Genomic DNA, 22,867 nt, shown 5'->3' with positions numbered 1-22,867 from the left:
TTGACGGCGAGGTCCTGGCGGCGCGCAAAGGCCAGCAGCCGCTGGGTCAGCGCCGCGCCGCGCCGTGCGGCTCAAACACCGTCCTGTGCTCCGCCGACACAAGGCGCGGGAACACCTGGACGCCGCCCGTCGCAATGGTGAAATCGTGGTAGCCGCCACGAAACTTCTGCCCGCGATATTTGGACACCTTCAGCCGGCGGCGTTCGGCCCCATAGTCGGGGGTGATTTCCTCGAGCCGGATCACCCCGTGGGCGATGCTGTGCACAGTCTTGTCCGTGGCTTCCGAGGTGAGGTCATCGAGTAGCAGCACCGTCGCCTTGTTACGGGCGAAATAGTGCTTGAGCGCCAGGATCTGCCGCCGGTAGCGCAGCGAGCTCTGGGCCAGCAGCCGGATTTCGGACAGGCTGTCGAGCACCACGCGGAGCGGCTTGACCTGTTCCACCTGGTCGAGAATGGCCTTTGTCGCCTCACCCAGTTCCAGATCGGACGAGTAGAGCAAGGTCTGCATCTGATCGGTGCCGAGCAGCGTCTCGGGTGGCACGAGCTCGTAGATCTCGATCATCGGGCCCGGCGTCCAGCCGTGCGAGGCGGCGCCCATGCGCAGTTCCTCGGCCGTTTCCGAGAGGGTGATATAGAGCCCTTTTTCCCCGCGGCGTTCGCCTTCGAGGAGAAACTGCAGCGCCACGGTTGTCTTCCCGGTGCCCGGAGAGCCTTCGAGCAGGAAGAGATGCCCCAGGGCGAGCCCGCCGTCGGTTACGTCGTCCAGCCCGGCGATCCCGAACCCGGCTTTTGCCCGCATGGGCACGTTGTCAGCCATCATTGTTCTCTATTTACAGCACGTTGGCGGGCGCGTCAGAACGCGCGCCGGAACCAGTCTCTGGCGACGCTAGTCAAAGCGAGGAGGCGCGTCCAGCGTCGCGCCACGAATGTGTTCGACCCAGACACTTCGGCCGGCCGCGCTGGCGGGCCGTGAACGTGGCCAGAGCTACCCGGCGACGTAGCGGCCGAGGGTGGCGCGGGTGCCGTCCTGCCAGAGGCTGGAGAGGGCTGCGGTGAAGGCGGCGACATAGGTCGGGTCGCTGGCCAGCGGGCCGAAGATGTCGGTCATCGACAGCCAGGCCTTCGGGTCGGCCTTGGCCTCGCGGGCGAGGGCGGTGAGACGATCCCAGCTGGGGTCGTTCGGCGCGATGGACCTGCCGCTGTCGCTTTCGCCATAGCAGTAGCGGGCCCAGAGCGCCGTGACGAGGGCGAGGCCGGTGACCGACTGACTGGTCTTGAGCCGATCGCCGGCGGTGGGCAGGATGAACTTGGGCTGTCGGTTCGAGCCGTCGAGGCAGAGCCGGGTGATGGTGTCGCCGATCTTGGGATTGGAGAAGCGGCGCTCGATCAGCGCGTAATAGTCGCCCAGATCGGTGCCGGGCACCGGCGGCACGGTGGGGATGATCTCGTCCCGCTCCACCTTTTCGAGGAAGCCGCGGATCAGCGGATCGGCCATCGCTTCGTGCACGAAATGGATGTCGAGCAGCCCCGCCGGATAGGCGATGGTGGCGTGGCCGCCATTGAGGATGCGGATCTTCATGAACTCGAACGGCGCGACGTCAGCGACGAACTGCACGCCGACCTTCTCCAGCGCCGGCCGGCCGGCGGTGAAGTGATCCTCCAGCACCCACTGCTTGAACTCCTCGCAGAACACCGGCCACTGGTCGACGATGCCGAAATCGGTGGCGAGGGTGTCGCGCTCGCGCTGCGAGGTGGCGGGGGTGATGCGGTCGACCATGCCGTTGGGAAAGGCCACCTGGTCACGCACCCAGCCGGCAAGATCGGCATCAACCAGCGCGGCGAGGCCGACAATGGCGTTCTGCGTCACATGGCCATTGCCGGGAATATTGTCGCAGCTCATCACCGTGAAGGGCACGGTGCCGTTGTGGCGCCGGCGGCGCAGGCCGGCGAGGATCAGGCCGAAAGCGGTCTTTGGCGCCTCCAGATTGGCGGCATCGGCGACGATGTCGGGATGGCTGGGGTCGAACTGCTGCGAGGCGGGGTCGATATAATAGCCGCCTTCGGTCACCGTCAGCGAGACGATGCGGATGGCGGGATCGGCCAGCCGGGCAATGGTGGCCGCGGCGTCCCCTACCGGCAGGAAGTCGATCATCGCGCCGGTGACCCGGGCCTGCGAGGTGCCGGCTTCCTGCTCGACCACCGTCGTCAGGTAGTCCTGCGCCGCGAGCTTGGCCCGCATGTCGGCATCGGCCGCCCGCACCCCGGCGCCGATCAGCGCCCAGTCGTGGTCGATGCCCAGGTTGAACAGGGCGTCGAGATAGACCGACTGATGCGCGCGGTGAAAATTGCCCACGCCGAAATGCACGATGCCGGCCCGCAGATCCGCCCGCCGGTAGTGTGGCACGGCGGCGGAGCGGGAAATCTCCGGAAGGTCGGCGTCCGAGAGTGGGGTCGGCATGGGCGTGGTCCTTGTGGTCGTCGTCCGGTCAGTCCCCGTCGCGCAGGGACAGACCGCTGGAGTCGAAGCGGTAGATGCGGCTGGGATCGGGCGTCAGCCAGACCGTGTCGCCGTGCCGGAAGTCCCGCTCGCCATCGGTGCGTACGGTCTGGTGCCCGCCGCCCTCGACATGCACGTGCAGGAAGGTGTCCGAGCCCAGGTGCTCGGCCACGCCGACCGTGCCCTTCCAGTCGCCGCTTTCCTTGGAGATGGCAAGGTGTTCGGGGCGGATGCCGATGGTGGCAGCGCGGTATTTTTCTGCCGCTGCCCCTTCGAGGAAGTTCATTTTCGGCGAGCCGATGAAGCCGGCGACGAACTTGTTGGCCGGCGTCTTGTAGAGCTCCATCGGGGTGCCGTATTGCTCGACGCGACCGGCGCTCAGCACCACGATCTTGTCGGCCATGGTCATGGCCTCGACCTGGTCGTGGGTGACGTAGACCATGGTGGTCTTGAGCTGCTGGTGCAGTTCGGTGATCTCGAGGCGCATGTTGACGCGCAGCGCCGCATCGAGATTGCTGAGCGGCTCGTCGAACAGGAACGCCTTGGGCTCGCGCACGATGGCCCGGCCGATGGCGACGCGCTGGCGCTGGCCGCCCGAGAGCTGGCGTGGCTTGCGATCGAGATAGTCGGTCAGGTTGAGCACCCGCGCCGCATCCGCCACCTTCTTGTCGGCGACCGACTTGTCGAGATTGGCCATCTTGAGCGGAAAGTTGATGTTCTGCCGCACGGTCATGTGCGGATAGAGCGCATAGCTTTGGAACACCATGGCGAGGCCACGATGCGCCGGACCCTTGTCGGTGACGTCAACGCCGTCGAGCTTGATCAGCCCCCCCGTCGTGTCCTCGAGGCCGGCAATCAGTCTGAGGAGAGTAGACTTGCCGCACCCCGAGGGCCCGACGAAGACGACGAAGGCGCCGTCTTCGATTTCAAGGGAGACATCGGGGATCACCTGATGGCCGCCGAAGGTCTTGTTGACGTGTTCGAGTGTGATGGAGCCCATCGGAATTTCCCCTATTTCACGGCGCCGAAGGTGAGACCGCGCACCAGTTGCTTCTGGCTGATCCAGCCCAGAACCAGGATTGGTGCGATCGCGAGGGTCGAAGCTGCGCTCAGCTTGGCCCAGAACAGCCCCTCGGGGCTCGAGAACGACGAGATAAAGGCGGTCAAGGGTGCGGCCTTGGACGCGGTGAGGTTGATCGTCCAGAACGCTTCGTTCCAGGCGAGAATGACATTGAGCAGCAGGGTCGAGGCGATGCCCGGCACCGCCATGGGCACGAGGATGTAGACCAGCTCTTTCCAGAGGATGGCGCCATCCATGCGCGCCGCTTCGAGGATGTCGACCGGGATTTCGCGGAAGTAGGTGTAGAGCATCCAGATGACGATGGGCAGGTTGATCAGGGTGAGCACGATGGTCAGCCCCCACACCGTGTCGAGCAGCCCGAAGTCGCGGAACAGCAGGTACATCGGCACCAGCACGCCGACCGCCGGCATCATCTTGGTCGACAGCATCCACATCAGTACGTCCTTGGTCCGCGGCGTCGGCGTGAACGCCATGGCCCAGGCCGAGGGGATGGCGATCAGCAGTGCCAGCAGCGTCGAGCCGATCGAGATCCAGACCGAGTTGAAGAAGTGCCGGAAGTAGTCGGCCCGGTCCTGCACCTCGATGTAGTTCTCGATGGTCCAGGTCGGGATCAGCACCGGCGGCGAGGCAATCGCCTGCGCCTCGGTCTTGAAGCTGGTCAGGATGGTCCAGAGGATCGGAAAGAACAGGATCAGCGCCACGGCCCAGGCGAGGGCGGTGAAGGCGAGCTTGCGTTGGAGTGTTGCTTCGCGTGCCATTCTAGACGCTCCCCTTCAGGTTGGGCGCCAGTCGCGCCCCCCTCCCAACCTCCCCCACGAAGGGGGGAAGTGCCGATTGCGTTTGTGGCGCGGTCCATCCGCAATCACTGACCAGCACCCGCCCCCTTGTGGGGAGGGCCGAGGAGGGGGTGAGCGCCTGTTCAAGTCCGCTGGAGCTACGCATCGAGGTTCTTCCCCACGGCGCGCATCAGGAAGATGGCGACAATGTTGGCGAGGATGACGGCGATAACACCGCCGGCGGATGCGCCGCCCACATCGAACGACAACAGGGCCGTGCGATAGACGAGGAACGCCAGATTGGTCGAGTTGTAGCCGGGGCCGCCATTGGTGGTGACCAGCACTTCGGCAAAGATGCCGAGCAGGAAGATGGTCTGGATCAGGATCACCACGGTGATCGCCCGGGCCATGTGCGGCAGGATGATATAGATGAAGCGGTTGACGAAGCCGGCGCCATCCATTTCGGCAGCTTCCTTCTGCTCCTCGCTGAGCGATTGCAGCGCGGTGAGCAGGATGAGCGTCGCGAACGGCAGCCACTGCCAGGCGACGATGACGACGATGGAAAACATCGGCAGCTGTGCGAACCAATCAATTGGCTGCTGCCCGAAGGCGCGCGCGATGTCGGCGAAGAGCCCGTATTCGGGGTTCATCAGCATGTTCTTCCACACCAGCGCCGCAACCGGCGGCATGACGAAGAACGGCGAGATGACGAGGATGCGCACAATGCCCTGGCCGAACATCGGCTGATCGAGCAGCAGAGCCAGGAAGGTGCCGCCGATGACGGTGATGGCCAGCACCCCGAGCACCAGGATCAGCGTGTTGCCGATCGCCTGCAGGAAGGCCGGGTCCGTCAAGAAGTAATAGTAGTTGGTCCAGCCGGCAAAGCTCTGCACCGGATTGAGCAGGTTGTAGTTCTGGAACGAGAACCACAGGGTCATCCCCAGCGGCACGATCATCCAGACGAGCAGCAGGAGGACCGACGGGGCCATCATGATGCGTGCAAGTCCGCGCGATTGCTGCGTAGCCATGGCGCTCTCTCCCCTTAACGCCGGTGCAGTTTCTAGTCTGTGAGGTAGTGGGGGCCGCCCGTGAGGGTAGGGCGGGCGACCCCCGGGGTCGTCAGGGAGGGATTACTTGAGGTAGCCGCTCTTGGTCATTTCGCGGGTGGCGACATCCTGCGCCTGCTTGAGCGCGTCATCCACCGACGACTGTCCGGCGAGGGCCGCCGAGAACAGCTGACCAACAGTGGTCCCGATGCCCTGGAACTCAGGGATGGCCACGAACTGCACGCCGACATAGGGGACCGGCTTGACGGTCGGCTGGGTCGGATCGGCAGAATTGATCGAGTCCAGAGTCATCTTGGCGAACGGCGCCGCAGCCTGGTACTCGGGATTCTCGTAGAGCGAGGTCCGGGTGCCCGGCGGGACGTTGGCCCAGCCTTCATTGGCGGCGACGAGCTCGAGATAGTCCTTCGAGGTTGCCCAGGCGACGAACTTTTCGGCAGCCTCTGCCTTCTGGGTGCCGGCGGGAATGCCGAGCGACCAGGCCCAGAGCCAGTTGCCGCGCTTGCCCAGCCCCTTGTCGGGCGCCAGTGCAAAGCCGACCTGATCGGCAACGGTCGAGTCGGTGCCGGTCACGAAGGACGCAGCGACCGTGGCATCGATCCACATGCCGCACTTGCCCTGCTGGAACAGCGCCAGGTTCTCGTTGAAGCCGTTCGACGAGGCGCCGGCCGGGCCGGATGCGTTCATCATGTCGACGTAGAACTGCAGCGTCTCTTTCCATTCCGGCTGATCGAACTGGGGTGTCCAGTTCTCATCGAACCAGCGGGCGCCGAACGAATTCGACATCGCCGTCAGGAACGCCATGTTCTCGCCCCAGCCGGCCTTGCCACGCAGGCAGATGCCGTTCACGCCATTGGCGCGGTCGGTCATCTTTTCGGCAGCTTCGCGGATGAAGTCCCAGGTCGGAGCATCGGGCATGGTCAGCCCGGCCTTCTCCATCAGGTCCTTGCGATACATGACCATGGAGCTTTCGCCGTAGAACGGCGCGGCATAGAGCTTGCCATCGAGCGACAGGCCGCCGCGGATGGCGGGCAGCAGGTCGTCGACGTCATAGTCGGCACCCAGATTGTCGAGCGCCACGAGCCAGCCCTGCTTGGCCCAGATCGGCACTTCGTAGGTGCCGATGGTGATCACGTCGTACTGACCGCCCTTGGTGGCGATATCCGTGGTCACTTTCTGGCGGAGCGCGTTCTCTTCCAGCGTCACCCACTCGACTTCGATGCCGGGGTTCTTGGCCGTGAAATCGTCCGTGAGCTTCTGCATGCGGACCATGTCGCCGTTGTTCACGGTCGCAATGGTGATGGTCTCCGCCGAGGCGGAGCTGGCAAACGCAAGCGCAAAGGCGCCCGCCACGAGGGGTAGTAGTCTCATCAAAGTCCTCCCAGTTTCCGAAGCGAGCATTTGCCTCGGTCGTGGGCAATTACCCAATATTTGGTGGTGCAAGTCAAGCGGGAGCTGCAACGATTCTCTGACGCACGTACGTCAGGAAAACCGCAGGAGCAGGCAATAACGAAGGAAAATAAGAGGGTTACTGGAAGGACAGGAGGCCTTCGGCGGTGCGCTCGTCTGTGAGCAAACCATTGACCAGGCGGCGATTGAGCGCCGCATTGATGCCGGGCAATTTCTTCTCTCCGATGGCGATTGCCACAACGGTGGACGATTCTCTCGAGGGCAGCGGCGCGCTGGCAACCCGGTCGTTGGTCAGGCCGTCTATGAGCTTGCCCTGGGCGTCGAACGTCCAGCCGACGATCTCGCCGACCGCGCCGTTCTTCTGCAGGTTCCTGAGTTCGGCCGCCGACAGGAAGCCGTCGACATAGAGCGGCGCATCGGGGCCAAGGTCGCCGATGCCGACAAAGGTGATATTGGCCTGTGCGGCGAGGGCGTGGGTTTCCCGGATCATCGGTTGCCGCAGCAGCATTTCGCGCTCCTCGGGCGAGGAGGCGATGACCGGCAGAGGCATCGGAAAGCTGCGCGTCTTCACGGCTTCCGCGATGTTGAAGATGACGTTGTAGAAGGCCGCCGAGCCATCGGGCGTGATATTGCCGGTCAGCGACACCACCCGGTGCTGCACCGCATCCATCGGCGTCAGCTGTTCGATGGCAGCCTTCAGCGTGCGGCCGGTGCCGATGGCCATGACGATGGGCTCGGCGCGCTTGAGCCAGCGTTCGATCTCGGCGGCCGCGGCGATGGCCACGCCCTGGGTCGAGGCGGGTGCCGCCGGATCGGTCGGCACCACCTCGGCGAAGTCGAGGGCGTAGCGCGTCCGCAGGCCTTCCGCCAGTTCCATGCAGCGGCCGATCGGGTGATCGAGACGGACCTTGATCAGGCCCTCCGAGACCGAGAGCGACACCAGCCGCTGCGCCGTCTGGCGCGACACGCCGAGCTTTTGTGCGATCTCTTCCTGATTGTTTCCAGCCACATAGTAGAGCCAGCCGGCCCGCGCCGCGTCGTCAAGACGATTGATCGAGGTATCCTGCCGCTGCGCCATGTGAAGCCTGCCTCCCTATGATGGAGCAGATACTCGGTCAATGAGCTTTTGCCCGCAAGGGGCAATTTGCAGCAATGCATTGCTGGTGCGCGCGGGTTCGATCTTGCCTTTCCATCGCGGCGTGGCGAAGAGTGGGGACATGAAAGTGCTCATTCTTGGATCCGGCGTCATCGGCACCACCTCGGCTTACTACCTGGCCAGGGCGGGTCATGAGGTCACCGTCATCGACCGGCAGGATGGGGCAGGGCTGGAGACCAGCTTTGCCAATGCCGGCGAACTCTCCTACGGCTACGCGTCGCCCTGGGCTGGCCCCGGCATCCCGCAGAAGGCCATCAAGTGGCTGCTGATGACCGATGGTCCGCTGGTGCTGCGGCCCAAGCTCGATCCGGGCATGTGGATCTGGGGCCTGCGACTGCTGGCCAACTGCACCGACAAGGCCTACGCCACCAACAAGGGCCGCATGGTCCGGCTGGCCGAACACAGCCGCGAGATGATGATCGCGCTGCGGGCCGAGACCGGCATCGCCTATGACGGCCGCGAGCAGGGAACGGTGCAGCTCTTCCGCTCGCAGAAGCAGCTTGATCATATCGGTGGCGACGTCGAGGTGCTCAGGCAATATGGCGTGCCCTACGAGGTGCTCGATCCGGCCGGCTGCATTGCTGCCGAGCCGGGGCTGGCGACCGCCAAGGTCGACTTCGTCGGCGGGCTGCGCCTGCCCAATGACGATACCGGCGACTGCCAGATGTTCACCGAGGCGATGGCCCGGCGCTGCGCCGAAATGGGAGTGACCTTCGAGTTCGGCACCAGCATCGAGCGGCTGCTGACCGAGGACGACCGGATCACCGGCGTCGTCACCGGCGCGGGCCAGCGGACGGCCGATGCCTATGTGGTGGCGCTCGGCAGCTATTCGCCGCAGATGGTGCGCGACATCGGACTGCGCCTGCCGATCTATCCGATCAAGGGCTACTCGCTGACGGTGCCGATCACCAATGCGGCGGTGGCGCCGGTCTCGACGGTGATGGACGAAACCTACAAGGTGGCGACCACCCGGCTCGGGGATCGCATCCGTGTCGGCGGCACTGCCGAGATCGCAGGCTACGATACGACGCTGCACCCATCGCGGCGCGGTCCGCTCGATCGCTCGCTGCGGGACCTGTTTCCCGAAGCGGGCGACGCCAGCAAGGCGAGCTTCTGGTGCGGCCTGCGACCGATGACGCCGGACGGCACGCCGATCCTCGGGCGCGCCAGGTACCAGAACCTCTTTCTCAACACCGGCCACGGCACGCTGGGCTGGACCATGGCGGCGGGTTCGGGACAGGTGCTGGCCGATCTGGTCTCGGGCAAGCCGGCCGACATCGACACCAGCGATCTCGATCTGTCGCGCTACTAGCGGATGACGCGCACCATCTGCGTCTCGCCGTGGCGGGTCTTGCTCCAGAAATAGGGGCGGACGACGAGCTCGACGGCGGCGCGCAGGGCGGCCACGGCATGCAGCAGCCAGTAGACCGGCAGCAGGGCCTGATAGACGGCCAGCTCGCCCTGCCGCTGCCGCGCCAGCCCGGCCAGCGCCAGCCCGAAGGCGCCGCCATAACCCACCAGCAGCACAGCCAGATAGACCACGTCCCAGATGTCGGCGAAGCGCGGCCAGCCGAGGCCGTAGAGGGCGATCTGCAGCGACAGCGACAGTGCAAACACCGTGTGGATCAGCGACGAGACGATCAGGCTGCCGACATAGATCTGGAAGAACAGGAAGTTGCGCCAGCCGATGTCGCGCAGGAAGGCGCGTGGATGGCGGTTGTGGACGATATAGGTCTGCATCCAGCCCTTGATCCAGCGGGTTCGCTGCCGCATCCAGGCCGAGAGCCGGATCGGCGCCTCCTCGGCCGTTGCCGAGCGCAGCGTGCCGGTGCGCAGGCGCAGCCGCGCCAGTCGCACCCCGAGATCGGCATCCTCGGTGACATTGAACGCATCCCAGCCCCCGACCTCGCGCAACGACGCCGTACGAAAGTGATTGCTGGTGCCGCCCAGCGGCAGCGGCAGATCATGCGCGGCGAGATACGGCAAGAGCAGGCTGAAGAGGCCGGCATATTCTCCGGCAAACAGCGCCGTCAGCCAGCTCTCGGCGCCATTGTCGATCAGCAGTTCGGCCTGCAGGCATTCGAGTCCCGGGTCCTGCGCGAAGCGGCCGGCGGCGCGGCGCAGCTGGTCGCGGTCCGGAATGTCCTCGGCGTCGAACACCACGACATACGCGCCACTGACCAGTGGCAGGGCATAGTCGAGCGCCTTGGGCTTGGTCTGCGGCGGGCCGGGCGGGATGACGACCAGTTCGACCCGCGCGTCGCCGGCGACGGCCTCGACGGCCGCGATGGTCTCGGGACTGCCCGATTCCACAAGGAACAGGATTTCGAGCTTTTCCGGCGGGTAGTCGCGGCCTTATGTATCAAACGCACCAAGTTCATAGGCGTTTATAACTGAATCCGATGCTATTGTCACCGCATGGGCGACACTCCACAGGTTATCAACACACTCCGCACCAAGGCAGGTGAGCTAGAGGCTCACATTGCCAAGCTGGAGCGCGCACTAGGGCAGGCCAAGGCCGATCTGGCGCACATCAACGCAAGCATCATGCTCTTTCAGCCGCCAGCATCGGGCGAACAGTTCCCCATGCACTTCAACCTGGGAAGGCTGTTCAAGGGCCGAGAGCTTGGCGTGTTGTATCGTGAGGCGCTTGCAGACGGTCCAAAGGACACCCGAGAGATTGCCGAGTACGTCATAACGGCAAAGGGGCTGGACGCGGGCGACAAGCACTTGCGCGTCAGTATCCAGCTACGGCTGGTGAACTCGCTGCGAATGGCGGAGAAGCGGGGGAAGGTGCAGCGCGTGGGTAAGCGGCGGCAAGCGCTGGTGTGGGAAATCAGCAGTCCGCAAAAACGGGCTCTATTGCCGCCTTCCTGATTTGGTCCATCAACTTCCGCTCACCCAAACCAGTAGCCTTAAGTCTTTGCTGGCACGCTAGGTTGATCGTCCGGCCAATACGCGCGTTCACTACCTCGTTGAGGCCTAAGTGGTCGCACTTGTGGAGCCAACTTGATACAACTACCCAATCCCACAGAGGGCTCTCGGTAGTGATCCTGGCGCAAGGCCTAGGAAAGTTGAGGCCACGTTCTCCGCTGACCCACAAGGAAACAGCCGAGCGAGACAGGTTTGCCCGCTTGGCAATCTCGGACTGGCTAACCAGATAGTCGGGCTCGAAGCGTTCAACTTGCCCGCCCGCCATTGTCGTGTTGTGAAACGCGGAGACCACCGCGTGCACGTAATCCTCTGCCTCACGGTCGAACGATACGACAAGGAAGCCCTTCATCAACGCAAGAGTAGCGTCGTCGCAGCCGGCTTCATAGAAGCGGCTGACGAAGTCGTCGTTCGACGTATCAACGCCGGAAACGATGAATGAAAAGCTGTACTCAGGCATGGTTCTCTTCGTGACATGTGCAGTGGTCCACGTAACGCATGATCTTGCGAGCGTGGTTGGTGTCGTCTCTCGGGGTTCCGTAGACATAGATGGTACACCCTGACGGGTCGGCGTTCGGGCACATCAGCTTGCACCAGCAATGCGCGTGGCTGGAGCACATTTCGACCCGCCAGCCGTGAGCTTCGGCGTACGATATCGCATCCTCGATCTCCTTGCGTGGGTGCCGATTTCTACCGGGCATTCTGAGCCCGAGATGTAACCATCGTGTAAACAACTGTCAACAAGGTTAGTTCCAAGCCCGTACAAATGCCCGTGAGTCGTCGTCCGCAATATCTCAGATCGACCGTTGCCAGTATCCCGCAAAGTTGCGGCTTACCCCATGATTCAAAGAATTGGCGGTGAGCTTCATAGCATTGTCGCCGTTTGAATTGCGACGATGATCTTCAAGCCATGCCGCATGGGCGCTGTACTGGTGCAGGTACTTGGGCGAAACGCCGTGGTGCTGGCCCGTCACCATGCGGCGCAGACGGCTAAAGAAGCTCTCAACCTGATTGGTGTTCGCGCCATCGGCTGAGTAGGCTTCGCGGTGGTTGATGCGGCCAACAATCCAAGCCTGATGCAGACGGTCCCAATGGCCTGCCTCGTCAGCAAACACGACCGACTTGCGCGACACGATTTGAGCGGCAATGTCCACGCCTTCGGCTTCGTTCATCGTGACGAAGGTGCGGGTGCGGCCCTTGCGCTGGCGGAGAGCCACGACAACGCGGCGCTTGCCGGTCTGGTGTTCGGACAAGCGGCGGTCAACACGCTGATCGGCAAAGTTGGCGGGGTGGATATGACCGCCGAAGTAGGCGCCATCAATCTCAACTTCGCCGTCCAGTTCATGGTTGGCGACTTCGGCGGCGAGGGCTTCGCGGAGCTTGTGAGCCAGCACGAACGCAGTCTTGTACTGGCAGTCGAGATCGCGGCTCAACTGCAAGGCAGAGAGCCCCTTCACGGCGTTTACGAAGATGCAGATCGCGGCCAGCAGATCAACGAAGGCCATCTTGCGGCTGGCGAAGATGGTGCCGGAAGTGACCGAGAACTGACGGTAGCAGGCCGAGCACTTGAACTTGCGGCGGGTGGTGATCTCGTAGCACTCGACGCAACCGCAATCGGGGCACACGGCTTCGCCATCCTGCCAACGCAGAGACTTGAACGTCTCGTAGGCAGCTTCTTCACCGGCCTTGTAGATCTGACCCAGAGAAAGGGTGCGGGCGGCGGCTGAAAGGAGGAAATGCTGTGCCATTTGTCATCGTGTCCGTTACGTATGTAACGTATGTAGTACGTTGACGTACTGAACACAAGGGCATACGTATCATTTGCGATACATTTTTTATCACAGGCGATACGATGGCAGATAAGACGGACTGGGAAATGCGAGCGGCGAACCTATTGAAAGCCGAATTGAAGCGCAAAGGCGTGACCTATGCACAGCTAGTGGACAAGTTGGCCGAAATAGGAGTCGACGAGAAAGAGGTAAACGTGCGGAATAAGCTCTCTCGGGGCAAATTCACAGCAGCGTTTCTCTTACAATGTCTCTTCGCGATTGGTTCAGACGTGGTTTCTTTGCGCTACTAGCTGTAGCGGTCATTTCGATCCTTTATCTAGGATTGCAGGATATAGGAGCGGAGTATTTCGAGGGCGAGAAAGACGCAGCCCATAAATCCGCACAACAAGAGCGCGTAACCACAGGCAAGATAGCCATAGATTGCCTTCCCCTTGAGGGAATCGAGCACTCGATCTGTGTTAGCGAGAACCTGTATGCCCAGTACGAGGCAGAGCGTAGCCAATACGATCTCAATGCCCAACGGACGATGGCGCGGGTCTCCATCTGGATGTATGTCGCCGCCCTCGTTCAAGCTGCTGTCGGGATTGCCGGGCTTATCTTCATTTCGGAGTCCATCAGCCAAAGCGCGAAAGCCGTAAAGCTTACGCAACAGGCCTTCATTGCGGATAACCGCCCTTGGCTCAAAGTGACTGCTGAACTCGCTAGCGCCTTTGAGGTAAACGCCGGTGCCGTTTGTTGCCGTGTCGCCGTGAACCTGGACAATGTCGGTAACGCCCCAGCGCTGGACGTGCTGGTGAGATGCACGATCTTTCATGCCAAGGATGAAGACCTTGAGGCCCAGATCAGCGACTGGGTTGGTTTTGGCATCGAAGCTCACAAAAGCGAGACGGTGGGGGAAGCCATCTTCCCACTTGAAGGTATCCCGCGCACCTATCCGGCTTCGATGAAGATCACGAAGTTGGAGGCCGTTCGATCTAGCGGAGACGGGCGGCTCGACCCGCGCATTGCAGTCCTCGTAAACTACCGGTTGCCCAGCGACCCCAATATAGCTCGCCAATCGCTGCGACTGTTTCGATGCACCTTCTCCGGTGACGGTGAAAACAAGACTACGATTAACGCTAGAGGCACGCGGCACATCCCACCTCCCAACGTCGCTCTGCAACCAGATGGACAATACGGCTACGCAACCTAGCCGGATCACCGCCCGCCACACGGCGCGCACCCCTACACCGGACCCTCCTGCCTACTCATGGCCGGATACCCTTGGTGCGTTTGATACATAAGGCCGGGTAGTCGAGCGCAGCCAGCGCATCATGCAGTTGCGGCACCATGCCGGCCTCGTCGCGCAGCGGCACGAGGATGGTGTAGCGCGGCAGCGCTGCGTCCGGCAGATCGATCGGCGTCAGCGGGTCCGGTGGTCTGTGCAATGCCGCCACGAGGCGCAGCAGTGCCGGCGCCACGATGACGACCAGCAGGAACGGCAGCAGCAGCGGCCGCGCCAGCAGCGGCGCGATGGCGGCGAAGGCGACGATGGCGGCAAGGATCGCGACGAAGGCGATGCGCTGGGTCCGCGACAGATCGAGCGAGGCACTGGCATGCGGCCAGCGGCGGACGAGGCGCTGCCGGCTCTCGACCAGCAGCGCCGGACTGTTGGCCTCGGCCAGGGCACGACGGATGGCCCGGTGCGGCGTCAGGACCAGCCCCCGGCGCAATGCCTCCACCCTGCGCTGCCGCAGCGCCAGGAGCGCCACAAAGCCGGGTGCGAAATAGAGGGTGTCGACGCCGTCGGCCGAGGCATGCACGGCGCGGGCATCGGCCAGTGCGTCGAGGCGGAGCAGGGTAGCGCTGCCACGGATGGTCTCCGGCACGGCATCGGCATAAGGCAGGCCCGCCCAGGCCGCGGCGCGGCGCATCACCTGTGCCTCGCCCAACCCGAGGCGTCGCGCGCAATAGTCGAGCGGGTCGACGCCGGCCTCACAAGCAGCCGCAAGAAGGGCAGCCGCGTCGGCACTCGGGTCGAGCAGGACCGCTGCCAGAAGATCGGCATCGTCGGTCGAACTGCCACCCTGTGCCAGGACGTCCATGCTCTACGCAGTCCCCCGGGCAAGCCCGTACGCAAAGTCCCTGAGCGGGGAGCAAAGACCAGACGGCGTTACGCAGGTGTGATGCAGCACCGGCCTCGCCTTTGGCGGCAAATTGCGGCATAAGCCGAACTCCCGTCCATTGCGTCGAACCCATGCGCCTGACAGCTGTCGTTTTCTCGGTGATCCTGCTCGGACTGCAGCCCGCCCTCGGCCAGTCGCTGCCCTATCACGTCGATCCGAGCGCTCGCGACGCGGTGCCCAATCTGGCACCGGTGCCGGCGATCCGCTTCCTGACGACGGCCGATTTCCCGCCGTTCAACTACCGCGACGACACCGGCGAACTGATCGGCTTCAACATCGATCTGGCGCGCGCCCTCTGCAACCAGCTTGAAGTCACCTGTACGGTCCAGGCCTGGCCGTGGGAGCAGGCACCCAGCGCACTCGAGGACCGGCAGGGGGATGCGCTGATCGCCGGGCTGGCACTGACGCCGGAGAACGGCGCGCGCTTCGATTTCTCATCGATATACCTGGCGCTGCCGGGCCGCTTCGTCATGCGGCTGGCCGACGCGCGGGGTTTTGAACCGGCAAGGCTCAGTGGCAAGTTGGTTGCGGTGCGCCGCGGCTCGACCCATGCCGAGTTCGTCCGCCGTTACCTGCCCGACGCCCGGCTGGTCGAGTTCGAAACCGAGGATGCGGCGCTCGATGCGTTGCGGGCGGAACAGGTGGACGGCTATTTCGGCGACGCCATGCGTGCCTCGTTCTGGCTCAATGACCATACCGATTGCTGCGATTTCGCAGGGGCGCCCTATTTCCGGCCCGACCTCTTCGGTGAGGGCCTCGCCGTGGCGCTGCCGGCCGGGCACGATGCGGTGCGCCACGCCATCGACTACGGGCTGGTGCAGCTCAAGGAGTCCGGCATGCTCGACGAGCTCTATCTGCGCTGGTTCCCGGTCAGCTACTACTGACCCGGCGGGTCAGGCGCGACGATGCCGGGCCCGTGCTGCCGTCTCGATGGCAGCGGTGACCAGCCGGTCGATATTCATCCGGTCACGGATCATTTCGAGCAGCCGCAATTCTTCCTGTTCGAGGTGGAGGTCGACGGCCGTGACCTCGACGCAGAGCGCATAGGCGGTGTCGTGCAGGCGCTCGGGCAGGTCGGCGATGGCCATGTCGAGCACGCCCTCGAGGCCGATACCGCCATTGGTGTGATCGACGCACTCATTGGCGACCTTGGTCAGGTTGGCGCGGTCATAGCCTTCGAAGACCGGCAGCCGGCCGACCAGCCCGTCAATGCGATTGAGCTCCTGAGCAGTCATTTGCGCATCCGAGGAGGCCGCAACCACCATCAGATAGATCAGAGCATCCTGTGCCGACAAAGCCATCATCGTCCCCGTTAACTAGGTCCGGCATAACTAGGCAGCCGGGCCCGGCTTGGCAAGGCCACGGCAAGCAGGGCCATTGACGGAGACAGCCGGGGGTGTAACAGAGCCAGTCTTCGAAAATCCGACTGTTAAGGGCCCGTCAATTGACCGTCGCTCCGCTTCCCGAACTCGACCCCGCGCTGTTTGAACCTGCCCAGAACGCCCGTGCCTGGCCGTTCGAGGAGGCCCGCAAGCTGGTCGAGCGGCTGAAAAGGACGGGCCGAACGGAGGCCCTGTTCGAAACCGGCTATGGTCCGTCGGGGCTGCCGCATATCGGCACGTTCGGCGAAGTGGCGCGCACCACCATGGTGCGGACCGCCTTTCGCCTGCTGACGCGCGACGAAATTCCAACCCGGTTGCTGTGCTTTTCCGACGACATGGACGGGATGCGCAAGATCCCCGACAACGTGCCGTCCAAGGCCTTCCTCGAGTCCTATCTGCAGATGCCGCTGACCGCGGTGCCGGACCCCTGGACCAACGAATTTTCCAGCTTCGGCGCCCATAACAACGCCATGCTGCGGCGCTTCCTCGACACGTTCGGCTTCAACTACGAGTTCGCCAGCGCCACCGAATACTACAAGGCCGGCAAGTTCGACGCCGTGCTGCTGCGCGCCGCCGAGCGCTATGACGACATCATGAAAGTCATGCTGCCCACCCTCGGGGCGGAGCGGCAGGCGACCTACTCGCCCTTCCTGCCGATCTCGCCGATCTCGGGCCGCGTACTCTACGTGCCGATGAAGCATGTCGACGCCAAGGCCGGGACCATCACCTTCGAGGACGAGGACGGCAGCGAGACCACCCTGCCGGTGACCGGCGGCAAGGTGAAGCTGCAGTGGAAGCCCGACTTCGGCATGCGCTGGGCCGCGCTGGGCGTCGATTTCGAGATGTTCGGCAAGGACCACCAGACCAACCAGAACATCTACGACCGGATCTGCGAGATCCTTGGCGGCAAGGCGCCCGAGCATTACGTGTACGAGCTGTTCCTCGACGACCAGGGCCAGAAGATCTCCAAGTCCAAGGGCAACGGCCTGACCATGGACGAGTGGCTGACCTATGCCAGCGCCGAGAGCCTGGGGCTCTACATGTTCCAGAAGCCGCGCACAGCCAAGCGGCTCTATTTCGATGTCGTGCCGCGCGCCGTCGACGAATATTACCAGTTCGTCGCCGCCTACCAGAAGCAGACGCCCGAGGAGCGGCTGGAGAACCCGGCGTTCCACGTGCATTTCGGCCATCCGCCGGCCATCGACATGCCGATCACCTTCGGCCTGCTGCTCAACCTCGTCTCGGCCTCGAACGCGCATGATGCGGCGGTGCTCTGGGGCTTCATCTCGCGCTATGTGCCGGGCGCCACACCCAAGTCGCATCCCGAGATCGACAAGCTCGCCGGCTACGCCGTCAGCTACTTCAACGATCGGGTCAAGCCGACCAAGACCTTCCGTGCGCCGACCGACAAGGAACGCGCCGCGCTCGAGGACCTGTCGCGCCAGCTCGAACCGCTGACCGGCTCGACCAATGCAGAGGAACTGCAGAACCTGACTTTCGAGATCGGCAAGGCCCATGCCTTCGAGCCGCTGCGCGAGTGGTTCCAGGCGATCTACCAGGTGCTGCTCGGGGCCGATCAGGGGCCGCGCTTCGGCTCGTTCATCGCGCTTTACGGCGTGGCCGAGACGCGAAAGCTCATCGCCGATGCACTGGCAGGCAAGCTGCTGAAAGCATCCTGATCAGAGCGGTCGCCGGAAAAACACCACGCGCTCGGTTTCGCTGAAGCCGAGCGCTTCGTGCATCCGGTGGCTGGTATGGTTGTCGATTGTGGCGTCCGATGCCAGTTCACGACAGCCCTGTTCCTGCGACCAGGCTGCCACAGCGGCAACCAGCTGCCGCGCCACACCCTGGCGGCGTACGTCCGCCACCACGTAGATCCCTTCGAGAAAGCCGACGGGCGATGTCTCGCAGCCGTTGACATAGTCGCGGCGGATCGAGGCCTCGGCAAAACCGACGGGTCGCCCGCCGCCGTCACGCGCGAGGAACGCCACCTGGTTCGCAGCCGCAAGCAGCGTGGTCATTTCATCCGGGCTGTAGTCTGCCGCATGCGGCCAGAGGCCGTTGCGCAGCGCCAGCCAGTCGGCGAAATCGTCTTGCGAGGCCTGCGCGATCCGGATCACTGGCTGGCCCAGGTGATGCGGGCGACCCACTCGATATCGGCCAGCGGCACGATGCGGGGCGCGTAGGCCGGGTTGACCGAGTGCAGTTCGACGGTCTTGGCGGTTTGCCGGAAGAGGATCTTGATCATCACCTCGCCGCCATGGGTGCGCACGACGACGCGATCGCCGCGGCGCACCGTGTCGCCCGGCGCGACGACAACGCGGTCACCCTCGCGATAGAGCGGCTCCATGGAATCGCCGGAGACTTCGAGCGCATACATGCCCTCGGCCGCAGCGGTGGGCAGCTGGACTTCGTCCCAGCCCTGGCCGGCCGGGTGGCCGGCGCTGTCGAAGAAACCGCCCGAGCCGGCCTGCGCCAGCCCCAGCAGCGGCACCGAGCTGTTGCTGTTCATGGCCGCCGGAAACTGCATGTAGCTGCCGCTGGCGACGAACTGGTCGAACGTCTCGCCGGTGGCTTCCAGCACCTTGGCGATGCTCTCCGTCGACGGCCAGCGCTCGCGGCCATCCTTGCTCACCCGCTTGGACTTGTTGAAGGCGGTCGCATCCAGCCCGGCGATGCGAGCCAGTCCGGAGGGGGTAAGGCCATGACGCTGGGCCAGCGCGTCGATGGAGTCCCAGATGGCACTATGCGTAAGCATGCGTAGTTGGACCCGGGGCGCTGAAGGAAAGTTATCCCAAGCATGGAAGAAAGTCCTAGTTTTAGGGTTGGCCCTCGGATTTGTAAACCCTGAGGTTGAGACTCCACGCGGCTTTGACTAGGGTCCGCCTCGCTTCGAGGAGGCTGCCAGACCATGACCCAGTCCAGTTCCCATCCGGACGTCATCTACAAGATCTCCAGCCCCGAGGCGCTCGCCGAAGCCATGCGGAGCGGCATTTTCACCGGCATGCCGATCGACGAGAAGGACGGTTACATCCATTTCTCGACCGCCGCCCAGCTGGCCGAGACGCTGACCCTGCACTTCAAGGGCCAGAGCGGGCTGGCGCTGTTTTCGGTACGCGCCGCTGAACTGGGCGACAAGCTAGTCTGGGAACCCTCGCGCGGCGGCCAGCTGTTTCCGCATCTCTATGGCAGCCTGCCGGTATCGGCCATCGCCTGGACCGGGACGGTGGACGTGGACGCCGACGGCAGCGTCGAGTTGCCGGAGGCCGTGCGATGATCTTTTCGCGCCTGTCGCCGCTGTTCAGGGTGCCGCTGCTCAAATCGCTGACCCGCGACACTCTCTTGAAGATGGACCCCGAGATTGCCCACGGCGCCACCATCAACGCGCTGCGGCTCGGCCTGTCGCCCGAGCAGGAGGGGCCTGACGCTCCCGAACTCAAGACCAGCCTCGTCGGGCTCGAGCTGAGCAATCCCGTCGGCATGGCCGCCGGCTTCGACAAGAATGCCGAAGTGCCGGTGCCGCTGGCCCGCATGGGTTTCGGCATGGTCGAGATCGGCACCGTGACGCCGCGCCCGCAGGTCGGCAATCCGAAGCCGCGGCTGTTCCGTATCCCGGAAGCCGAAGGCGTCATCAACCGCATGGGCTTTAACAATGACGGCCATGACGAGGTGTTTCGCCGGCTCAAGGGGCTCCATGTGCCGGGGGCGCTCGGCGTCAATATCGGCGCCAACAAGGACAGCGAGGATTTCGTCGCCGACTATGTGAAGGGCGTGCTGCGCTTTGCCGAAGTGGCTGACTACCTGACCGTCAACATCTCCTCGCCCAATACGCCGGGGCTGCGCAACCTGCAGGGTGACGAGGCGCTGCGCCGCCTGCTCGGCGAGGTACTCAAGGCGCGCTCGAAGGCGACGGTCCGCGTGCCGGTGCTGCTCAAGCTGGCGCCTGACCTCGACGAAATCCAACTCGATGGCATCGCCAGGGTGATCGCCGAGACCGACCTCGACGGGCTGATCGTCTCCAACACCACCATTGGTCGCGGCGCCGTGCGTGACATGGAGAACGCCACCCAGACCGGTGGCCTCTCGGGCAAGCCGCTGTTCGCACTCGCGACGCAGAAACTCGCGCAGGTGCGCCAGCGCGTCGGCCGCCTGCCGATCATCGGCGTGGGTGGTATCCATTCGCCCGAGACGGCGCTGCAGAAATTCGAGGCCGGCGCGGACGCCATCCAGCTTTACTCGGCGCTGGTGTATGGCGGACTTGATCTGCTCGACCGCATCAAGCGCGGCCTCACGGCCGCGGTGCGGGCCGAGGGCAAGACCAATATCTCTGAACTGGTCGGCCGCAAGACCGACGAATGGGCTGCGGCCAGGCCGTAGATCAGAAGGCCGCTCCGACAGCGCGCTATTTCTGGCTGGTGAAGGCGAGGTCCATCTCACGGGGACCACCAGCGGCACCAGGAATACCGTTATCGGCATCACCGAGCTTCGCCGCTGCCGGTCTGACCTGCGTCAGCGGCGTGATCAGGCGGCAAACAGCCCGGCCTTGCGGCGGTCGAGCGCCCACCAGTAGAACGCGGCGCGCGCCAGGAACCACATGTTGAGCGCCAGCCACAGGCCGGCATTGCCGAACAGAGGCTGCAGCACGATGGCCGCGACGAGGAAGGCCAGCAGCGAGATCAGCATACCGTTGCGCATCACCGTGTTCAGCGTCACGCCGATCAGGATGCCGTCGTAGAGAAAGCCCGGCATGGCCGTCAGCATGGCGAGCGCGGCAAAGCCCAGGAACTCGCGCGTGTAGATCCGAACCGGTTCGCTGGTGGTCATCAGGTCGGTCAGCAGGCCGCCGCCAAAATAGATCAGCAGCGCCAGGCCCACACCCATCACGATGCCCCAGCGGAACGACAGCGCATAGGCGCGGTCGAAGGCCGGACGCCAGTTGGCGCCGACAGCCTTGCCGCAGAGCTGTTCGGCCGCCTGCGCTACACCATCGAGAAAGAAGGCGCCGATCATCAGGAAATTGAGCAGGATGGCATTGCCGGCCAGTGGCACCGCGCCCATGCGGGCGCCTTGTCCGGCAAACCACGCATAGGCGCTCATCAACGCGATCGAGCGGATCATCAGGTCGCGGCTGAGAGCGAACATCCGGCGGATGCCGGTGGCATCGAGCAGTTCGCTGCGCGACAGCTGCGTCAGCATGGACCGCAGGCCGCCGAAATGTCGCTGCAGCAGGTAGAGGCCGATGAGGCAGCTGGCGGACGAACCGATCACCGTCGCCGCGGCAACGCCGCTGATGCCCCAGCCCAGGCCGTAGACGAAGCCGATCGAAAGCACGATGTTGACGCCATGCATGACCATCTGCAGCAGCATGCCGGTGGTCGCGGCGGCCCGGCCGTAGAACCAGCCGAGCAGGCAGTAGTTGATCAGCGACAGCGGCGCGACCCAGATGCGCACCGCGAAATATTCGGCAAAGGCGGCGGCCACACCCGGGCCGGGTGACATCAGGGCGGTCGAGAGCCAGAGCAGCGGCCCCTGCAGCACGATCATCGCGAGGCCCGCAAGGATTGCCACGCCGATGGCGCGTGCCACATGCAGCAGGCCGTCGAGCGGATCGCGCGCCCCGACCGCCTGCGCCGTCAGCCCGGCCGTGCCGATGCGCAGGAAATAGGCGAGCGAGAAGATGAAGTCGAAGATCAGCGCCCCGATCACCACGCCGCCCAGCAGCGCCGCATCGCCGAGCCGGCCGACGACAGTGATGTCGACCAGCCCGGCCAGCGGTTCGGTGATGAAGGCGATCGAGGCGGGCAGCGCGATGCGCCAGACGTCAGCCGAGCGGACCTCGAAGGGGTAGCTGGGCCGGCTCAATTCTTCCTGACGATATTTGTGCGGGCAGGGATCTGCGCCGTGCACATGACTTCGAGGAAGTTGATGTTGATGTGCGGCGGCTGGTTGGCGATGAACCAGACCATGTTGGCAATGTCCTCGGGCATGATCGGCTCGACGCCTTCATAGAACTTCTCGTTGGCCTCGGCATCGCCATAGGTCCGGACCTGGGTGAACTCCGACTTGGCCATGCCCGGCTCGAGCCCGGTGACGCGGATATCGCCGCCGTTGAGGTCGGTGCGCAGGTTCTCCGAGAAATTGTGCACGAAGGCCTTGGTGGCGCCGTAGACATTGCCGCCCGGATAGGCAAAGCGGCCGGCGATGGAGCCGACATTGACGATCGAGGCGCCCTTGCCGGCGGCCTGCAGCAGCGGCAGCACGGCCATGGTGGCGTAGAGCAGGCCCTTGATATTGGTGTCGATCATCCGCTCCCAGTCCTCGAACCGGGTATTGGGGATGGGCGCCGAGCCGAGCGCCAGCCCGCCATTGTTGAAGAGGCACATCACCGGCTTGAAGTCGTCGGGAATGCCGGCGACGGCATCTTCCACGCTGGCCTTGTCGGTGAGGTCGAGCGGCGCGGGGTGGATGAGGCCGGGGAATTCGGCGGCAAGAGCTTGCAGGCGATCTGCCCGGCGGCCGGTCGCGATGACTTTCCAGCCATTGGTGGCAAACAGCCGCGCCGTGGCGGCGCCGAACCCGGAGGTGGCACCGGTGACAAAAATAACAGGCATGTGA

22 protein-coding genes and 2 pseudogenes are annotated in these 22,867 nt (G+C 64.1%); 8 read left to right on the top strand and 16 right to left on the bottom strand.

What is annotated here, in order from left to right; genetic code table 11:
• Positions 1–73: 73 nt before the first annotated feature.
• From AC0L4C_RS01005 to AC0L4C_RS00975, 7 genes and pseudogenes are all read right to left on the bottom strand, one after another.
• Positions 74–817, bottom strand: a pseudogene (locus AC0L4C_RS01005) (ATPase domain-containing protein); the annotation flags it as partial.
• Between the two features lie 168 nt (positions 818–985).
• Positions 986–2,458 (bottom strand): mannitol dehydrogenase family protein, encoded by a 1,473-nt coding sequence (locus tag AC0L4C_RS01000; protein WP_473401658.1) that lies wholly within the window; start codon positions 2,456–2,458, stop codon positions 986–988.
• A gap of 28 nt (positions 2,459–2,486) precedes the next feature.
• Positions 2,487–3,497, bottom strand: coding sequence for an ABC transporter ATP-binding protein (locus tag AC0L4C_RS00995; protein WP_473401657.1), 1,011 nt, complete (start codon positions 3,495–3,497; stop codon positions 2,487–2,489).
• An 11-nt stretch (positions 3,498–3,508) separates the two neighbouring features.
• Positions 3,509–4,336: a carbohydrate ABC transporter permease gene (locus tag AC0L4C_RS00990; RefSeq protein WP_473401656.1), complete on the bottom strand. Its 828-nt coding sequence runs from the start codon at positions 4,334–4,336 to the stop codon at positions 3,509–3,511.
• 176 nt (positions 4,337–4,512) lie between these two features.
• A complete protein-coding gene (locus AC0L4C_RS00985) occupies positions 4,513–5,382 on the bottom strand; it encodes a carbohydrate ABC transporter permease (RefSeq protein ID WP_473401655.1) in 870 nt (289 codons plus the stop codon).
• A 102-nt stretch (positions 5,383–5,484) separates the two neighbouring features.
• Complete coding sequence (locus tag AC0L4C_RS00980; RefSeq protein WP_473401654.1) at positions 5,485–6,789, bottom strand: ABC transporter substrate-binding protein; 1,305 nt, start codon at positions 6,787–6,789, stop codon at positions 5,485–5,487.
• 157 nt (positions 6,790–6,946) lie between these two features.
• Positions 6,947–7,906, bottom strand: a complete 960-nt coding sequence (locus AC0L4C_RS00975) for a sugar-binding transcriptional regulator (RefSeq protein WP_473401653.1) — start codon at positions 7,904–7,906, stop codon at positions 6,947–6,949.
• A 139-nt stretch (positions 7,907–8,045) separates the two neighbouring features.
• Between AC0L4C_RS00975 and AC0L4C_RS00970 the strand changes: the two genes are divergently transcribed.
• The gene (locus AC0L4C_RS00970) at positions 8,046–9,296 is read left to right on the top strand and encodes a D-amino acid dehydrogenase (protein ID WP_473401652.1); all 1,251 of its coding nucleotides are present in this window, start codon (positions 8,046–8,048) and stop codon (positions 9,294–9,296) included.
• Here AC0L4C_RS00970 and AC0L4C_RS00965 read toward each other — a convergent pair.
• Positions 9,293–10,321 (bottom strand): annotated as a pseudogene (locus AC0L4C_RS00965) (glycosyltransferase family 2 protein); the annotation flags it as partial. The gene AC0L4C_RS00970 and the pseudogene AC0L4C_RS00965 sit on opposite strands and share 4 nt — an antisense overlap.
• Positions 10,322–10,402: 81 nt before the next feature.
• Between AC0L4C_RS00965 and AC0L4C_RS00960 the strand changes: the two are divergent.
• Entirely contained in the window at positions 10,403–10,861 is a 459-nt protein-coding gene (locus tag AC0L4C_RS00960) for a hypothetical protein (protein ID WP_473401651.1), read from the top strand.
• On the opposite strand, the gene AC0L4C_RS00955 is transcribed toward AC0L4C_RS00960, so the two are convergent.
• A complete protein-coding gene (locus tag AC0L4C_RS00955; RefSeq protein WP_473401649.1) occupies positions 10,821–11,375 on the bottom strand; it encodes a hypothetical protein in 555 nt (184 codons plus the stop codon). The genes AC0L4C_RS00960 and AC0L4C_RS00955 overlap by 41 nt on opposite strands.
• A gap of 334 nt (positions 11,376–11,709) precedes the next feature.
• Entirely contained in the window at positions 11,710–12,663 is a 954-nt protein-coding gene (locus AC0L4C_RS00950; protein WP_473401648.1) for an IS1595 family transposase, read from the bottom strand.
• A gap of 104 nt (positions 12,664–12,767) precedes the next feature.
• Between AC0L4C_RS00950 and AC0L4C_RS00945 the strand changes: the two genes are divergently transcribed.
• Both AC0L4C_RS00945 and AC0L4C_RS00940 read left to right on the top strand, forming a co-directional pair.
• Positions 12,768–12,995, top strand: a complete 228-nt coding sequence (locus tag AC0L4C_RS00945; protein ID WP_473401647.1) for a DUF6471 domain-containing protein — start codon at positions 12,768–12,770, stop codon at positions 12,993–12,995.
• Positions 12,950–13,897, top strand: a complete 948-nt coding sequence (locus tag AC0L4C_RS00940; RefSeq protein WP_473401645.1) for a hypothetical protein — start codon at positions 12,950–12,952, stop codon at positions 13,895–13,897. Before AC0L4C_RS00945 ends, AC0L4C_RS00940 begins: the two co-directional genes overlap by 46 nt.
• Before the next feature lie 55 nt (positions 13,898–13,952).
• Here the strand turns inward: AC0L4C_RS00940 and AC0L4C_RS00935 are convergent, their stop codons facing one another.
• Positions 13,953–14,789 carry a hypothetical protein gene (locus AC0L4C_RS00935; protein ID WP_473401644.1) on the bottom strand — a complete coding sequence of 279 codons (837 nt, stop codon included), beginning with the start codon at positions 14,787–14,789 and terminating at the stop codon, positions 13,953–13,955.
• A 152-nt stretch (positions 14,790–14,941) separates the two neighbouring features.
• On the opposite strand from AC0L4C_RS00935, the gene AC0L4C_RS00930 reads away from it, so the two are divergent.
• Positions 14,942–15,754 carry a transporter substrate-binding domain-containing protein gene (locus AC0L4C_RS00930; RefSeq protein WP_473401643.1) on the top strand — a complete coding sequence of 271 codons (813 nt, stop codon included), beginning with the start codon at positions 14,942–14,944 and terminating at the stop codon, positions 15,752–15,754.
• A 9-nt stretch (positions 15,755–15,763) separates the two neighbouring features.
• On the opposite strand, the gene AC0L4C_RS00925 is transcribed toward AC0L4C_RS00930, so the two are convergent.
• Positions 15,764–16,174 (bottom strand): tellurite resistance TerB family protein, encoded by a 411-nt coding sequence (locus tag AC0L4C_RS00925; protein WP_473401641.1) that lies wholly within the window; start codon positions 16,172–16,174, stop codon positions 15,764–15,766.
• A gap of 140 nt (positions 16,175–16,314) precedes the next feature.
• Between AC0L4C_RS00925 and AC0L4C_RS00920 the strand changes: the two genes are divergently transcribed.
• A complete protein-coding gene (locus tag AC0L4C_RS00920; RefSeq protein WP_473401640.1) occupies positions 16,315–17,931 on the top strand; it encodes a lysine--tRNA ligase in 1,617 nt (538 codons plus the stop codon).
• Here AC0L4C_RS00920 and aac(6') read toward each other — a convergent pair whose 3' ends face one another.
• Both aac(6') and AC0L4C_RS00910 read right to left on the bottom strand, forming a co-directional pair.
• Positions 17,932–18,369, bottom strand: a complete 438-nt coding sequence (aac(6'), locus tag AC0L4C_RS00915) for an aminoglycoside 6'-N-acetyltransferase (RefSeq protein ID WP_473403573.1) — start codon at positions 18,367–18,369, stop codon at positions 17,932–17,934.
• Positions 18,369–19,010, bottom strand: a complete 642-nt coding sequence (locus AC0L4C_RS00910) for a S24 family peptidase (RefSeq protein WP_473401639.1) — start codon at positions 19,008–19,010, stop codon at positions 18,369–18,371. Before AC0L4C_RS00910 ends, aac(6') begins: the two co-directional genes overlap by 1 nt.
• 153 nt (positions 19,011–19,163) lie before the next feature.
• Here AC0L4C_RS00910 and AC0L4C_RS00905 point away from each other — a divergent pair, with 153 nt between their 5' ends.
• Both AC0L4C_RS00905 and AC0L4C_RS00900 read left to right on the top strand, forming a co-directional pair.
• Positions 19,164–19,529 carry a DUF952 domain-containing protein gene (locus AC0L4C_RS00905; protein WP_473401638.1) on the top strand — a complete coding sequence of 122 codons (366 nt, stop codon included), beginning with the start codon at positions 19,164–19,166 and terminating at the stop codon, positions 19,527–19,529.
• Complete coding sequence (locus AC0L4C_RS00900) at positions 19,526–20,629, top strand: quinone-dependent dihydroorotate dehydrogenase (protein ID WP_473401637.1); 1,104 nt, start codon at positions 19,526–19,528, stop codon at positions 20,627–20,629. The genes AC0L4C_RS00905 and AC0L4C_RS00900 overlap by 4 nt, the downstream gene beginning before the upstream one ends.
• 144 nt (positions 20,630–20,773) lie before the next feature.
• Here AC0L4C_RS00900 and AC0L4C_RS00895 read toward each other — a convergent pair whose 3' ends face one another.
• Positions 20,774–22,114 carry an MATE family efflux transporter gene (locus tag AC0L4C_RS00895; protein WP_473401636.1) on the bottom strand — a complete coding sequence of 447 codons (1,341 nt, stop codon included), beginning with the start codon at positions 22,112–22,114 and terminating at the stop codon, positions 20,774–20,776.
• Positions 22,111–22,863, bottom strand: coding sequence for an SDR family NAD(P)-dependent oxidoreductase (locus tag AC0L4C_RS00890; protein ID WP_473401635.1), 753 nt, complete (start codon positions 22,861–22,863; stop codon positions 22,111–22,113). The genes AC0L4C_RS00895 and AC0L4C_RS00890 overlap by 4 nt, the downstream gene beginning before the upstream one ends.
• Positions 22,864–22,867 lie beyond the last annotated feature (4 nt).

The organism is Devosia sp. J20-27 (assembly GCF_055808595.1).
The sequence above is the reverse complement of the archived record's forward strand: the minus strand, read 5'-3'. Positions and strand labels throughout refer to the sequence as shown.

Excerpts from the sequence above, each read along its gene's own strand:
- AC0L4C_RS00985 (WP_473401655.1), bottom strand. The coding sequence starts at position 5,382 with ATGGCTACGCAGCAATCGCGCGGACTTGCACGCATCATGATGGCCCCG.
- AC0L4C_RS00975 (WP_473401653.1), bottom strand. The coding sequence starts at position 7,906 with ATGGCGCAGCGGCAGGATACCTCGATCAATCGTCTTGACGACGCGGCG.
- AC0L4C_RS00950 (WP_473401648.1), bottom strand. The coding sequence starts at position 12,663 with ATGGCACAGCATTTCCTCCTTTCAGCCGCCGCCCGCACCCTTTCTCTG.
- AC0L4C_RS00910 (WP_473401639.1), bottom strand. The coding sequence starts at position 19,010 with ATGCTTACGCATAGTGCCATCTGGGACTCCATCGACGCGCTGGCCCAG.
- AC0L4C_RS00890 (WP_473401635.1), bottom strand. The coding sequence starts at position 22,863 with ATGCCTGTTATTTTTGTCACCGGTGCCACCTCCGGGTTCGGCGCCGCC.
- AC0L4C_RS00990 (WP_473401656.1), bottom strand. The coding sequence starts at position 4,336 with ATGGCACGCGAAGCAACACTCCAACGCAAGCTCGCCTTCACCGCCCTC.
- AC0L4C_RS00930 (WP_473401643.1), top strand. The coding sequence starts at position 14,942 with ATGCGCCTGACAGCTGTCGTTTTCTCGGTGATCCTGCTCGGACTGCAG.
- AC0L4C_RS00980 (WP_473401654.1), bottom strand. The coding sequence starts at position 6,789 with ATGAGACTACTACCCCTCGTGGCGGGCGCCTTTGCGCTTGCGTTTGCC.
- AC0L4C_RS00905 (WP_473401638.1), top strand. The coding sequence starts at position 19,164 with ATGACCCAGTCCAGTTCCCATCCGGACGTCATCTACAAGATCTCCAGC.
- AC0L4C_RS00900 (WP_473401637.1), top strand. The coding sequence starts at position 19,526 with ATGATCTTTTCGCGCCTGTCGCCGCTGTTCAGGGTGCCGCTGCTCAAA.
- AC0L4C_RS00925 (WP_473401641.1), bottom strand. The coding sequence starts at position 16,174 with ATGATGGCTTTGTCGGCACAGGATGCTCTGATCTATCTGATGGTGGTT.
- AC0L4C_RS00955 (WP_473401649.1), bottom strand. The coding sequence starts at position 11,375 with ATGCCTGAGTACAGCTTTTCATTCATCGTTTCCGGCGTTGATACGTCG.
- AC0L4C_RS00970 (WP_473401652.1), top strand. The coding sequence starts at position 8,046 with ATGAAAGTGCTCATTCTTGGATCCGGCGTCATCGGCACCACCTCGGCT.
- AC0L4C_RS01000 (WP_473401658.1), bottom strand. The coding sequence starts at position 2,458 with ATGCCGACCCCACTCTCGGACGCCGACCTTCCGGAGATTTCCCGCTCC.
- AC0L4C_RS00940 (WP_473401645.1), top strand. The coding sequence starts at position 12,950 with ATGTCTCTTCGCGATTGGTTCAGACGTGGTTTCTTTGCGCTACTAGCT.
- AC0L4C_RS00960 (WP_473401651.1), top strand. The coding sequence starts at position 10,403 with ATGGGCGACACTCCACAGGTTATCAACACACTCCGCACCAAGGCAGGT.
- AC0L4C_RS00995 (WP_473401657.1), bottom strand. The coding sequence starts at position 3,497 with ATGGGCTCCATCACACTCGAACACGTCAACAAGACCTTCGGCGGCCAT.
- AC0L4C_RS00935 (WP_473401644.1), bottom strand. The coding sequence starts at position 14,789 with ATGGACGTCCTGGCACAGGGTGGCAGTTCGACCGACGATGCCGATCTT.
- AC0L4C_RS00945 (WP_473401647.1), top strand. The coding sequence starts at position 12,768 with ATGGCAGATAAGACGGACTGGGAAATGCGAGCGGCGAACCTATTGAAA.